The 13,717-nt window shown below is 61.2% G+C and carries 12 protein-coding genes; 5 read left to right on the forward strand and 7 right to left on the reverse strand.

Annotated elements, in window-relative coordinates:
- Positions 1-36: 36 nt before the first annotated feature.
- The 4 genes from EXW71_RS03590 to EXW71_RS03605 form a co-directional block, all read right to left on the reverse strand.
- Positions 37-1,266 (reverse strand): M20/M25/M40 family metallo-hydrolase, encoded by a 1,230-nt coding sequence (locus EXW71_RS03590; RefSeq protein ID WP_134657609.1) that lies wholly within the window; start codon positions 1,264-1,266, stop codon positions 37-39.
- Between the two features lie 47 nt (positions 1,267-1,313).
- Entirely contained in the window at positions 1,314-2,372 is a 1,059-nt protein-coding gene (locus tag EXW71_RS03595; RefSeq protein ID WP_134657610.1) for a diguanylate cyclase, read from the reverse strand.
- Between the two features lie 81 nt (positions 2,373-2,453).
- The gene (locus EXW71_RS03600; RefSeq protein ID WP_134657611.1) at positions 2,454-3,086 is read right to left on the reverse strand and encodes a LysE family translocator; all 633 of its coding nucleotides are present in this window, start codon (positions 3,084-3,086) and stop codon (positions 2,454-2,456) included.
- A gap of 22 nt (positions 3,087-3,108) precedes the next feature.
- Entirely contained in the window at positions 3,109-3,903 is a 795-nt protein-coding gene (locus EXW71_RS03605; protein ID WP_134657612.1) for a TIM barrel protein, read from the reverse strand.
- 128 nt (positions 3,904-4,031) lie between these two features.
- Between EXW71_RS03605 and EXW71_RS03610 the strand changes: the two genes are divergently transcribed.
- From EXW71_RS03610 to EXW71_RS03620, 3 genes are all read left to right on the forward strand, one after another.
- Complete coding sequence (locus EXW71_RS03610) at positions 4,032-5,441, forward strand: PLP-dependent aminotransferase family protein (RefSeq protein ID WP_134657613.1); 1,410 nt, start codon at positions 4,032-4,034, stop codon at positions 5,439-5,441.
- A 168-nt stretch (positions 5,442-5,609) separates the two neighbouring features.
- Entirely contained in the window at positions 5,610-6,350 is a 741-nt protein-coding gene (locus EXW71_RS03615; protein WP_060755575.1) for a response regulator, read from the forward strand.
- The gene (locus EXW71_RS03620) at positions 6,347-7,651 is read left to right on the forward strand and encodes an ATP-binding protein (RefSeq protein WP_134657614.1); all 1,305 of its coding nucleotides are present in this window, start codon (positions 6,347-6,349) and stop codon (positions 7,649-7,651) included. Before EXW71_RS03615 ends, EXW71_RS03620 begins: the two co-directional genes overlap by 4 nt.
- Here EXW71_RS03620 and EXW71_RS03625 read toward each other — a convergent pair whose 3' ends face one another.
- Entirely contained in the window at positions 7,652-8,122 is a 471-nt protein-coding gene (locus EXW71_RS03625; protein WP_123714408.1) for an Lrp/AsnC family transcriptional regulator, read from the reverse strand. It lies immediately after the preceding gene.
- Between the two features lie 123 nt (positions 8,123-8,245).
- Here EXW71_RS03625 and EXW71_RS03630 point away from each other — a divergent pair, with 123 nt between their 5' ends.
- Together EXW71_RS03630 and EXW71_RS03635 are read left to right on the forward strand one after the other, a co-directional pair.
- Positions 8,246-9,490: a methionine gamma-lyase gene (locus tag EXW71_RS03630; protein WP_134657615.1), complete on the forward strand. Its 1,245-nt coding sequence runs from the start codon at positions 8,246-8,248 to the stop codon at positions 9,488-9,490.
- Between the two features lie 229 nt (positions 9,491-9,719).
- A complete protein-coding gene (locus tag EXW71_RS03635) occupies positions 9,720-10,391 on the forward strand; it encodes a LuxR C-terminal-related transcriptional regulator (RefSeq protein WP_134657616.1) in 672 nt (223 codons plus the stop codon).
- 53 nt (positions 10,392-10,444) lie between these two features.
- On the opposite strand, the gene EXW71_RS03640 is transcribed toward EXW71_RS03635, so the two are convergent.
- A complete protein-coding gene (locus EXW71_RS03640) occupies positions 10,445-12,403 on the reverse strand; it encodes a MacB family efflux pump subunit (protein ID WP_134657617.1) in 1,959 nt (652 codons plus the stop codon).
- Between the two features lie 3 nt (positions 12,404-12,406).
- Positions 12,407-13,558: a macrolide transporter subunit MacA gene (macA, locus tag EXW71_RS03645; RefSeq protein ID WP_123714412.1), complete on the reverse strand. Its 1,152-nt coding sequence runs from the start codon at positions 13,556-13,558 to the stop codon at positions 12,407-12,409.
- Between the last annotated feature and the right edge of the window lie 159 nt (positions 13,559-13,717).

Genomic DNA, 13,717 nt, shown 5'->3' on the forward strand with positions numbered 1-13,717 from the left:
GGGGGCGATCATCATCTCGATAATGCCCCACCCCAATCACCGCTTCGACAGTTCCATAATCATCCGGCTCAACAAATAAACCCGAGGCACTACGCTCTCCACCTCCGCGTACTCTTCCGGCGTGTGAATATTGCCGCCCACTATCCCGAACCCATCCAGCGTCGGCGTGCCCACACCCGCCGACAAGCTCGCATCCGCCGCGCCGCCACTGCCTTCAATCGTCAAGGTCTTGCCCAACTCGCCGTAGATGCCTTGGGCAATCGCCACCAGTTTGTCCGACTCCGGTGTCTGCGGCATGGGTGGCAAACCACGGTGCAGGCTGGTGGTGACTTCAGTGTCGGGGATCAGTTTGTTGGCCGACACTCGCGCCAGGTCTTTCTCGATACGATCAAACTCTTCCGGCAACGCCGCGCGGACGTCGGCCTTGGCGGTGGCCTGGTCAGGGATGACGTTGACGCGGTCGCCGGCCTTGAGCACCGTGAAGTTGATGGTGGTTTTCTTCTCTTCGTCACCCAGCTTGCCCAGTTGCAGGATCTGGTGCGCGGCCTCCATGGCGGCGTTGCGACCCAGTTCCGGGGCGACGCCGGCGTGGGCGGCTTTGCCTTTGACTTCAACGACGGCGGTGGCGCTGCCTTTGCGCCACACCACCAGGCCGTCGGCTGGGCGGCCGGGCTCAAGGTTCAAGGTCACGTCGTGGGCCTTGGCGGTTTTGCGGATCAGTTCGGAGGCCGCTTCAGAGCCGGTTTCTTCGCTGGCGTCGAGCAGGAAGGTGATTTGCGCGTAATCCTTGAAGCCCTGGTTTTTCAGGACTTTGAGCGCGTAGATACCGGCGACGATGCCGCCCTTGTCATCCATCACGCCGGGGCCATAGGCGCGGCCGTCCTTGATATGGAACGGGCGCTCGGCGGCCGAGCCTTCCTTGAACACGGTGTCCATGTGGGCCATCAGCAGGATCCTGGCCTTGCCGGTACCCTTGAGGGTAGCGATCACATGGCTATTGTTGGCGGCTTTGTCCGGCACCAGTTCAATGCTGAAACCCAGCTGTTTCAGTTCATCAACGGCAATATCACGTACCTGGGTCAGGCCCGGCTCGTAGCCGGAGCCCGAATCGATATTCACCAGACGCTCCAACAGCTTCAACGCCTCGGCCTTGTACTGTTCGGCATCTGCCTGGATCTGTTTATGGGGTTCGGCACTGTAGGCCGGCACAGCGAAGGACAAGGCCAGCGTCGCCGCCAGAAGGGTACGGGAGAAGGTAAAAAGCATGAACCGATCCTTGTTTTTGTTGAGAGGTGCTGCGCTACCCTACCCCACTAAACCGATCGCAACAAACTCCCCTGGGCCGAACTGACGCGGTTACGCCCGCTGCTCTTGGCCTCGTACAACGCCAGGTCGGCGTCATTGAGCCAACTCGTGGAATCGGCGTGGGTCGGTTGATACGGCGCCAGGCCAATACTCAAGCTGGCGCGCAAGGTCGGGTCTTGGGCGTATGCCAAGGCGTTGAAGCGAGCACGCAGGGCGTCCATCACTTCGGTGGCACGGCTGAGTGGCATGTCGGGCAGGATCACACAGAACTCATCGCCGCCATAACGCCCGGCCAGGTCGGTAGCGCGCAGGTTCTGGCGCAGCACTTTGCTCAGTTGGCGCAGCACGATGTCACCGGTCACATGGCCGTAAGTGTCATTGATGGTCTTGAAGTGGTCGATATCGATCAGGGCAATCGCCGCGCCGGCCGGGCCGCGGCGGCAACGTTGAAACTCGATTTCGAGATGGTCTTTCCAGGCGCCGTGGTTGAGCAGGCCGGACAGGCTGTCGGTGCGGCTCAGGGCGAGTAATTCACGCTTGTGCCGGGCCAGGGTCACGGCCTGGCGATAGCAGATCCAGCCCAGGGCCACGGGGTATACCGTGAGGATTGGCAGGCAGGCGTACAGCTGGGCCTCGCTGGTCACGGCAACGAACGCCGGCGCGAACAACAGCAGGGACGCGCCAATGCCCAGCCCTTGCGCCACCCAGCCTGCGAGCATGAAACGCAACCCGCCGATGGCGACGTTGTTCATGGTCATCATCGACAGTGTGGTGACGCTGGGCAACGGGTTGAAGTGCATGGCGCCGACCCAGAAGCCGCCGCAGAAGGAATCGAACAGCAGGTTACGCCGCTCACTGCGCAGCGAATTGCTCGCACGGCGCGACCATTGATAGGCCAAGTGCGGCCAGGCAAAAGCGTTGATCAGCATCCAGGCCCATACCCAGAAGGACGGGTGCAGGGGGTACATAGCGAACGCAACGCACACAAAACCGAGCGTCAGCCCCAGTGCACGGGATTTATATAGGCGCGAAGCTAGCGGAAGTCCCTTTCCTCCGGCGGCTGGCATGGTGTGAGTGCAATCCAGGATAAGTGCCTGGAGTCTATCAGGGCGACGTCAAATCGCCACTACCGCTTATGGGCTAATACTTCAGTGCGAAAACCCGCGCGCCAACATCAACGCAACGCCCACCAGCATCACCGCAGTGCACCGCTGCAACAACACTCGCCGCCTGGGCTCTTCCAGCACGTAACGGATGCGTTGGCCGAAATAGCAATACACGCAACCACTGACAAACTGCAGCAGCAGGAAGGTCAGGCCCAGGATCGCGATATCCGCCGTAGAGTTGTGCTCCCCTGCCCCGGCAAACTGCGGGAACACGGCGCTGAACATGATGAGGGTCTTGGGGTTGGAAAACCCGGTCAACAAGCCCTTGCCGAACAGGCTGCGTGAGCCTTCCATGGCGCCGCCCTGGTCGATCGTCCCCGCACTGCTGGTCCACTGTTTGTAGGCCAGGTAAAGAATGTAGGCCACGCCGACGGACTGGATGGTCTGCGTGATGACAAGGTTGCCCTTGATCAACTGCGAAAAGCCCACGGCAAAAATCAGGATCGAAATCAGGTACGCCACACTGGCGCCGAGCTGCGCCGGGATCGAACGGCGCAGACCGTCCCGCAAACCCAGGCTCAACAGCAGCAAGGTCATGGGGCCGGGGCTGAAGGTCATGGCGGCGCAAAACACTAGAAAATAGAGAAACGAAGACAGCGTTAACGCACTGGTCATGGTCCGGGGCCTTGAAGGGGGATCAGAAGGATTCGAGGTACATCGCCGCCAGGTCAGCCAATGCCTGATGGGGTGAGCGGTGGTGGGCTTCGAGGGTCACCAGGCCCCTCCAGCGGGTTTCACCCATCGCTTGCACCACGTCGGCATAACCGTCGTGGGGGCCGAAAGAAATACCTTTAATCAGAGGGTGATATCGGCGCAGCACGTGCGCCAGCAAACCGCTGTCGATGTTGGGGTAGCCGACGCCAAGGACGAAATACACATTGCGCTGTGCTTGCACACGTTCAGCCACCAAGGCGTATTGCGCTTGATCGGTAAAAATCCGGTAATTGGCGTAGTGCGCCAGGCTTTCCAGGTAGATGTCCGTGCCTTTGCCCTCTGCATACCGTGCCAATTCCTGTACTGATTTGAGGTAGCGCTCCAGAGCAATCTGCTTGGCCATCTGTAGCCGGTCAGGTTCGACCAGGCAGCCGCCGTGGATGATTAACGGCGCGCCCAGTCGGCTGGCGATGTCGATCTCTTTTTTCACGTACTCCACGGCCGCCCCACGGAATGCCTCGACCTCGCTGCCCAGCGGCGCCTTGAAGTTACTGCGATAGAGCGGCGTGACACCCGTGACCGTCATCTGCGCCTGCAGGCTGGCAATACGTGCCTCGGTCCAGTCCTCGACCATCTCGCCGTACAAACTGCCGTCGATGTACCAGTGGGTGCAGCCGTCTTCGTCGGCGGCGTGCAAGCCTGTTTCAGCGCCCTGGTATTTCTGTTGCGCCAACCCGTTGCAGAACAGTACGGCGGGGTTGGTCAATTCGTCGTGCATGGCGTGATTCCCCTCGGTGACTCAATGGCGCGCAGTCTAGGGCGGCGCCATTGCGCAAGGCAGGTAAAGTGATGCCTAATCCGGCCTTACTTCACCGGTAAAATAACCGGCAAACACAAGGAAGGTTCATGTTCGTATCCGCCATCGCCTTTGTGGAAGGCATCCCGAAGGTGCAGCAGATTGTCGAGGCGTTCAGCCAGGCCATCGAAGGCGGCGAGTGGGCGCCCGGCAGCAAGTTGCCGTCGGTGCGTGAATTGACCCAAGTGCTGGGCGTCAGCAAGTTCACCCTCAATGAGGCGTTGGACCGCCTGCGTGGGCGCAACCTGCTGACGTCCAGCCAGGGCCGTGGCTACTTCGTCGCGATGGAGACCGCCCGACCGGCGTCGGTAGCCTGGGTCGATCTGTTGCCCCAGGACTTGCTCAGCGTGCTGCGACGCCCATTGGTAAACGCCGGCAGCGAGCTGCGCCTCGGCAGCGGGCATTTACCGGAAGAGTGGTTGAATACCGAAGCCATCCGCCAGGCCATGCGCAGTGTGGTGCGCGCGCCCTCGCTGCGTATTGCGGGGCTGGGCACGCCGGCGGGCCTGTTGCCGCTGCGCCAGGCCCTGCAGCAAAAGCTGCACACCGAAGGTCTGTCGGTGCCGGTGGAGCAGATCATCACCACCCCCAACACCGTGCAGGGCCTGGACATGCTCATGCGTCTGCTGGTTCGCCCCGGCGACACCGTGCTACTGGACGCGCCGTGCTACTTCAACTTCCACGCCAACCTGGCCCTGCACGGGGTCAAAGTGGTGACGATCCAGCGTCGCCCCGACGGTTTCGACTTCACGGCACTGGAACAATTATTGGCCGAACACCGGCCCAGCCTGTACCTCACCACCAGCGTGCTGCAAAACCCCACAGGCCACTCCTTCAGCCCCAGCCAGGCGTTTCGCCTGCTGCAACTGACCCAGCAGTACCGCTGCCATATCGTCGAAGACGACCTTTACGGCGACCTGCATCCCAACCCTCTCCCGCGCCTGGCGGCCCTGGCCGGGCTGGATCAGGTCACCTACCTGTCAGGCTTCTCGAAAATCCTCAGCGCCAACACCCGTGTCAGCTACGTGGTGGCTGCTGCGCAACTGGCCGCCAACCTGACCCATATGAAGTTGATGAGCGGCGGCGTGACGTCCGAGCTGTTCGAGCACGTTGTGTACCGCATGCTCAGCGAAGGCAGCTACGCCAAGCATCGTAAGCGCACGGTGCAGCGCCTGCAGGAAGCCGGAGGGCGAGTCGAGCAATGGCTCAAGCGCTGCGGCTGCGAACTTCCAATGGCTTATGAGGGCGGGATGTTTATCTGGGCGCGATTGCCTGCGGGAGTGAACGGTGAGCAACTGGCCCAGGAGGCACTGAAACACAGCATGGTGTTGGCGCCAGGCGCGCTGTTCGGTTATGACCCGGCCAACCGCGACTCCATGCGTTTCAACGTGGCGCATACCGATGAGCCACGGGCACAACGGCGATTCGAAACCTTGCTGGCCAAGGCCGCGCGCGCATAACGTCAGGCGTGATGCCTGGCAAGCCTGCCGTACCGTCGACAATGTCGCTGTTTTTTGCGTCACCGTGTATCTGCTTATCGCCAGATACAGTGCAATACAAAGGGCACAAGGCAACCGCGCCCGCAATGGCTAGACTGCGCGGCAATGACATTTTTTGAGGAGCGCAGCATGGAGCATGTCGATCACATCCTGATCGTCGATGACGACCGGGAGATCCGCGAACTGGTGGGCAATTACCTGAAGAAAAACGGCATGCGCACCACCGTGGTCGCCGACGGCCGCCAGATGCGCAGCTTCCTCGACACCACCCCGGTGGACCTGATTGTGCTGGATATCATGATGCCCGGCGACGACGGCCTGCTGCTGTGCCGCGAGTTGCGGGTGGGTAAGCACAAGGCCACGCCGGTGCTGATGCTCACCGCGCGCAACGACGAAACCGACCGCATCATCGGCCTGGAAATGGGCGCCGATGATTACCTGGTCAAACCCTTCGCCGCCCGTGAGTTGCTGGCGCGGATCAATGCGGTGTTGCGCCGTACGCGGATGTTGCCGCCCAACCTGGTCGTCAGCGAAACCGGGCGTTTGATTCGTTTTGGACGCTGGCGCCTGGACACCACCGCCCGCCACCTGCTGGATGAAGACGACACCCTGGTGGCCCTGAGCGGTGCGGAATATCGGTTATTGCGGGTATTCCTCGACCACCCCCAGCGTGTGCTCAACCGCGACCAGTTGCTGAACCTTACCCAAGGCCGTGACGCGGACCTGTTCGACCGTTCCATCGACCTGCTGGTCAGCCGCCTGCGCCAACGCCTGCTGGATGACGCCCGTGAACCGGCCTACATCAAGACCGTGCGCAGCGAGGGCTATGTGTTTTCCCTGCCGGTGGAAATCCTCGGGGCCGCGCCATGAAGTGGCGGTTGGGTTGGCCGCGCACGCTGGCATCGCAGTTGTCCCTGATCTTCTTGATCAGCCTGGTGTGCGCCCATGGCCTGTCGTTCAGCGCGCAGTTCTACGAGCGCTACATCAGCGCCCGCACCGCAATGCTCGGCAACCTGGAAAACGATGTGTCCACCTCGGTGGCGATCCTCGACCGCCTGCCCGCCAACGAACGCGCCGGCTGGCTGCCACGCCTCGACCGGCAGAATTATCGCTACCTGCTCAATGCCGGCGAGCCCGGCGAGCCCATGAACAATGATGATATGCCCATGGCCGCCACATCGATCGCCAGTGCCCTGGGCGAACGGTATGCGCTGACCTTTCGCGACATCCCCGGCCTGCAAAAACACTTCCAGGCGCACGTGACCCTCGCTGACGGCAACCCGATCACTATTGATGTGCGCCCAGCCGCCCTGCCCGTTGCCTACTGGCTACCGGTGGTGCTGGTGTTGCAACTGGCGCTACTGCTCGGCTGTACGTGGATCGCCGTGCGCCTGGCCATCCGCCCGCTGACCCGCCTGGCCCGCGCCGTGGAAACCCTTGACCCGAACGCCCACCCCACGCCCCTGGACGAAAAAGGCCCCACCGAAGTGGCCCACGCTGCTGCGGCGTTCAATGAAATGCAAAAACGCATCGCCGAATACCTCAAGGAACGCATGCAGATCCTCGCAGCGATTTCCCATGACCTGCAAACGCCGATTACCCGCATGAAGCTGCGCGCCGAGTTCATGGAAGACTCCGCCGATCGTGACAAATTGTGGAACGACCTGGGGGAAATGGAGCATCTGGTACGCGAAGGCGTGGCCTATGCGCGTAGCGTCCACGGCGCCACCGAAGCCAGCCACCGCATCGACCTGGACGCGTTCCTGGACAGCCTGGTCTTTGACTATCAGGACATGCATAAAAACGTAAGCCTCACCGGTAAAAGTGCGGTGGTGCTGGACACCCGCCCCCACGCCCTGCGCCGGGTGCTGGTGAACCTGGTGGACAATGCCCTGAAATTCGCCGGCAGCGCCGAGTTGGAGGTGAGTTCGACCGCCGACGGGCAATTGTCGATCAAGGTGCAGGACCGTGGCCCCGGCATTGCCGACGAGGAGCTGGTGCAAGTGATGCAGCCGTTTTACCGGGTAGAAAGCTCACGCAACCGTGGCACCGGTGGCACCGGGTTGGGGTTGGCGATTGCGCAGCAATTGGCGGTGGCGATTGGCGGCTCACTGACGCTGAGCAATCGTGTCGGCGGCGGGTTGTGTGCCCAGGTGCGTATAGCGCTCTGATCAACCGGGCAATGGAATCACGCGCAACGGCCTGACCGACTTGTAGGAAAAGCTCGAATAGATCTCTTTGACACAGGGCAGGGTCTGCAAGACCTCCCGGGCAAACTCGCCGAACGATTCCAGGTCCTTGGCCACGACTTCCAGTAGAAAGTCATAGCGCCCCGACACGTTGTGGCACGCCACGATCTCCGGAATGTCCAACAGCCGTTTCTCGAACGCCCGGGCAATGTCCTGGGTGTGGCTCTCCATCATGATGCTGACAAACGCCGTCACCCCATACCCCAGAGCCTTGGGCGACAAGATCGCCTGATAGCCGCTGATCACGCCGCTGTCTTCCAGGTTCCTGACCCGCCGCCAACAGGGCGAAGTGGTCAGGGCAACCCGGTCGGCCAGTTCGGCGACGGTCAGGCGCGCATTGCCTTGCAATGCGTTTAAAAGGGCTTTGTCGGTACGATCCAGACTGATGGGCATAACGTGCCTCGAATCATTATTTTTATAGGCTTTTCATCCCTTGACGCGGGACTTGGCGGCAAATTTGGCAACGTTCATCTGCGGTTATGAGCATAGCATTGTAGGAAATAAGGAGCGCCCGAGATGAACAATAAACACAATGCATTCGGCTTTTCCACCCGCGCCATCCACCACGGTTATGACCCCAAGGACCATCATGGTGCCCTGGTGCCGCCGATCTACCTGTCGGCCACATTCGCCTTCCCCACCGCCGAATACGGTGCCGCTTGTTTCGCCGGCGAAGCGAGCGGTCACTTCTATACGCGTATTTCCAACCCCACCCTGGCCCTGCTGGAGTCGCGCATGGCGACCCTGGAGAACGGCGAGGCCGCAGTGGCCTTCAGCTCCGGCATGGGCGCGATTGCCGCAACGTTCTGGACCCTGCTGCGCCCCGGCGACGAAATCATCGTCAGTCAAACCCTCTACGGCTGCACCTTCGCCCTCCTGCACCACGGCATCGGCGAGTTCGGTATCAAGGTGCGGCACGTCGACCTTACCGACCTGGCCGCCCTTCGAGCTGCACTCTCCCCCGCCACCCGCATGATCTACTGCGAAACCCCGGCCAACCCCACCCTGCAATTGGTCGATATCGCCGCCGTGGCGCAACTCGCCCATCAACAACCGAATGTCACCGTGGTGGTCGACAACACCTACTGCACGCCCTACCTGCAACGCCCCCTGGAGTTGGGCGCCGATGTGGTGGTGCATTCGGCCACCAAATACCTCAGTGGGCATGGCGACATCACCGCCGGCATCGCGGTGAGCAGCCACGCCCTGGCGCAACGCATTCGCCTGCAAGGGCTCAAGGATCTGACCGGCGCAGTGATGTCGCCGCAGGATGCGTCCCTGTTGATGCGGGGCCTCAAGACCCTGGCCCTGCGCATGGAACGCCATTGCAGCAGTGCCCAGACGGTGGCCGAAGCCTTGCAGGCGCACCCCGCTGTGCAATGGGTGACTTACCCCGGGCTGCGTTCTTTCCCGCAGTACGAATTGGCGGCGCGCCAGATGAAAATGGCCGGCGGCATGATCGCTTTTGAACTCAAGGGCGGGATTGAGACCGGTCGGCGTTTCATGAACGCACTCAAGCTGTTCACCCGCGCGGTCAGCCTGGGCGATGCGGAATCACTGGCCCAGCATCCCGCGAGCATGACCCACTCCTCCTACACTCCGGAAGAACGCGCGCACCACGGCATCAGTGAAGGTCTGGTGCGTTTGTCGGTGGGGCTTGAGGATGTCGCCGATCTATTGGCCGACGTGCAACAAGCCCTGGCCAAATGCACGCGCGAGGCGACACGCCGCGCCTCGCTTGCCGAGCATGCGGTGAGATAAGTCCAAGCTTGGCGTTATCCTTTCCCACAACGGTGGTCGGACTGGTCCGACCGCCGTTATGCCTTTTTATCTGATTTTTTACGGATTGGATCCCCATCCTATTGCCAGGCTGTACTAGCATACGTGCCGACGGGAAGCATTATCATTGCCAGTTACTCGCATCGGCTACCGTCTGATACCCGCCTTTACAAGGCTGAATATCCGCACCTGAAATTCATGGACGAATTTGATGAACTCACACCTGTTCCCCCATATAGGCAAAGTCATCGCCAGCACCGGCAGTCGCCATTTCCCACGCTTGCTGCATGACCTCATCCTCACCCAGCTGTCTGTGGATGCCACCCATATCACGCAATTACAGGTCAGTTGCACCGGGCAAGCCAGCCGCGGAATCAACCCGGTCTATACCGATTCGGTAGTGGCCCTGGACCCCGAACAACCCGCCACCCAGTTACACCTCACGCGCCGCAAGGACAACCTGCGTTACGTGCTGTCGGTGTATCGCTCCCATCAGTCCAAAAGCTTCTCACCGCAGGAACGCAGCATGTTGCGGGACTTTTCCACCCTGCTGCTGCCGATGGTGGAAAACCACATCATCGCGATCCAGCCCTACCGCCAGGACAGCGACCCGCTGGTGCCGGACAACCAAGGCATCGAAACCTTGCGCCTGCGCATTCAAGAGCGCCTTGAGCAGTCGGGGCTGACCTTGTCCAAGCGGGAGCTGGAAGTCTGTGTCGGCCTGCTGGCCGGGCGCACCGCACCGGAGTTGGCGGAGCAATTGGCGCTGAAGGTCAACACCATCGAGAGCTACCTGAAGCGAGCGGCGATCAAGCTGGGGATCAGTGGGCGGCATTCGTTGTTGCGCTGGATGTACGCCACCGAGGATACGCCAGACCTGTAAGCGAACGCCTATGGAACGGTGGGAGGGTGCATGGCCCCTCCCGCCATCATCCATCAGTCCCGGGCCAATGCTTCAATCGGGTCCAGCCGCGCCGCATTCCGCGCCGGCACAAAACCAAACACAATGCCGATCAACGTCGAACAGGCAAACGCGGTGATGATCGAGCCCAGGGAGAACACCATCTCCCACTCCTTCACAAACAGTGAAAACAGATAGCCGATGGCGTAGGACAGCGAAATCCCGATCACGCCGCCGATCAGGCACACCATCACCGCCTCTACCAGAAACTGCTGGCGGATATCCGACTGTCGAGCGCCCACGGCCATGCGAATGCCGATCTCGCGGGTACGTTCGGTGACGGACACCAGCATGATGTTCATCACCCCGATGCCCCCCACCAGTAACGAAATGACGGCGATCAACGACAACAACAGCGCCAGTGAGCGGCTGGTTTTCTGCACCGTCTGCATGATGCTGTCGAGGTTGTTGGTGAAGAAGTCCTTGGTGCCGTGGCGTTGCAGCATGAGTTTATTGACGTTGTCTTCCACCACCTTGCTCGGCTGGCCATCCTTGATGCGCACGGTGATGCTGTCCAGATGACGCTGGCCCAACAGGCGCCCCGCCGCCGTTTCGTAAGGCACCCACACGTTCAGCGAATTGTTGGCGGCGAACATGTTTTTATTCTCGGCGGTCACCCCGATCACCGTGCACGGCAGCTTGCCCACCAGGATCACCTTGCCCAGCGGGTCGACATTCGGCCCGAATAAACGGTGACGCGTGTTGTGGTCGATCACCACCACTTGCGCCTGGCGTCGCGCATCGTTTTCGCTGAACGCAATACCGGCTTCCAGCTTCAGGCCTTTGACCTTGAAATAGCGGTCACTCACGCCATTGACCTGCGCGTCCAGGTCGATATTGCGAAAGCGCAGCAACAGGTTGCGGCCCACCACCGGTGTGGCACTGTCGACGTAATACAGCTGGTTCAACGCCTCCACATCCGCAGGCATCAAGGTCTCGATGGCCGACGCGCGGCTGTCACCAAAACTGGTGCCGGAAAAGATGTCGATGGTGTTACTGCCGATGGCCTGGATGTCCTTGAGCACATAGCGTTTGGCGCCCTCGCCGATAGCTGAAATCGACACCACCGACGTAATCCCGATGACGATCCCGAGCATGGTCAACAAGGTTCGCATGCGATGGGAAATCAGCGCGACCCAGGCCATGTTGAACGCTTCCTTGAACAGCCCCAGGCTCGCCACCAACCGGCGAGCGCCACTGCGCCTGGGTTCGATGGGGGCTTCACCGGGCAGCTCCAGGCCGACACTGTCGTTGGCCTTGTCGCTGATGATTTCGCCGTCGCAGACTTCGACGATACGCTGGGCGTTCGCGGCGACCTTGGGGTCGTGGGTGACGATTATTACCGTGTGCCCGGCCGCGTGCAGTTCAGCGAGGATACGCATCACCTCTTTGCCGCTGTGGCTGTCGAGTGCCCCGGTGGGCTCGTCGGCGAGGATCACCTCGCCGCCATTCATCAAGGCCCGCGCGATACTGACCCGTTGCTGTTGCCCACCCGACAACTGACTCGGCCGGTGGCTGATGTGCCCCGACAGGCCCAGCCGCGCCAGCAACTCCCGGGCCCGGCTATGCCGTGCGGTTTGCGGTGTACCGGCGTAGATCGCCGGCATTTCCACGTTGTGCAAGGCACTCAGATGCGCCAGCAAGTGGTAGCGCTGGAAGATAAAACCGAAGTAGTCCCGACGCAGTTCCGCCAGTTGTTCATCACCCAGGGAACGGGTCTCGATGCCGTTGATTTTGTAGCTGCCGGCCGTGGCGTAATCCAGCCCGCCGAGGATGTTCATCAGCGTGGATTTACCCGACCCCGAGGCGCCGATGATCGCGACCATTTCCCCGGCCTGGATCGTCAGATCGATCCCCTTGAGCGCAATGAATTCACGCTCGCCGGCCATGAAACTGCGAGTGATGCCTTTGAGCTCCAACAGTGGCTGGGTCATGCGTCAGCTCCCCGCCACGGCAGGGGTTGCATCACCGATCACCACTTTATCGCCCTCGGCCAGACCGTCCAGGACCTGCACCTTGACGTTGTTATTGATGCCGATCTTCACGTCGCGGGGCACCGCCTTGCCCTTGGCATCCAGCACACGCAGCGTGTAACGGCCATCGTCGTTGCGCGCACCAAGCGCAGCTACCGGGACCACCAGCGCGGCCTGGGCGGTGTCGAGCACGACGCGCACCTGGGCGGTCATGGAAATACGCAGGCGATGGTCAGGGTTGGGCACCTCGAACAGCGCGTTGTAGAACACCGCCGTGTTCTGCTTCGGCGTCCCCGCGGCCTGGGTTTCCAGGAAGTTCTGCGGCGCCGGTTCCGTGCCGCGCAACTTGGCGTAGTAGCGCTTGTCGGGCTCACCGAGGATGGTGAAATACACCGGCTGGCCGGGGCTGATATGGATCACGTCGGCCTCCGACACCTGAGCCTTGACGGTCATGGTGTCCAGGTCCGCCAGCTTGAGCAGCACCGGCGCCAGTTGGTTGGCGATCACGGTCTGGCCCTCCTGGGTGACGATGCCCACCACGTCACCATCGATGGGCGCAACGATGCGGGTATAGGCCAGGTTGACCTTGGCGGTATCGATCTGGATATGCGCGCTTTTGATCTGCGCATCCAGCGCCACCAGGTTGGCCTGCTGCACTTGGAAGTTCGACTCGGCGTTCTCGAAGTCCTGGCGTGACACCGACTCATCGATCTGCAAGCCTTTGTAGCGCTCATACACCGACCTGGTCTGTTTAAGCTGGGCCACCGTGGCCCGGCGTTGGGCCTGGAGGTTTTCTTCATCTACCTGGGCTTTGCGCAGGGTGTTCTCCAGGATCAATGGGTCGATTTCGGCGAGCCACTGGCCCTTTTTGACCTTGTCGCCGACCTTGACCTTGAGTGACTTCAACTGCCCGGAAACCTGGGCACCGACGTCGACCTGCTTGACACCCTCCAGAATGCCGGTGGCCAATACGGCATTTTCAATATCACCGCGCTCGGCGGGCGCGGTGAGGTATTGCGGGGTGTCGGCGGGAGCTTGCAGCGTGTAGAGGACCAATGCCGCCGCGACGGCCAATGCCAGGCCGAACCCTACTTTGCGAAACGTTGACTTTTCCATAAATGACCATAAAGAAGTGATGAATTCCGTTCTAAAGCGAGCGCGGCTCACTGTGAAAGCGGGCTTGCTTTGACAAGGAGCTTGCTGTGGCCAGAGAGCTCGCTGTAGCCAGGGAGCTTGCTGTGGCGAGGGAGCTTGCTCCCGCTGACTGCGCAGCAG

The organism is Pseudomonas sp. BCA17, from assembly GCF_004519405.1.
Taxonomy (GTDB): Bacteria; Pseudomonadota; Gammaproteobacteria; order Pseudomonadales; family Pseudomonadaceae; genus Aquipseudomonas.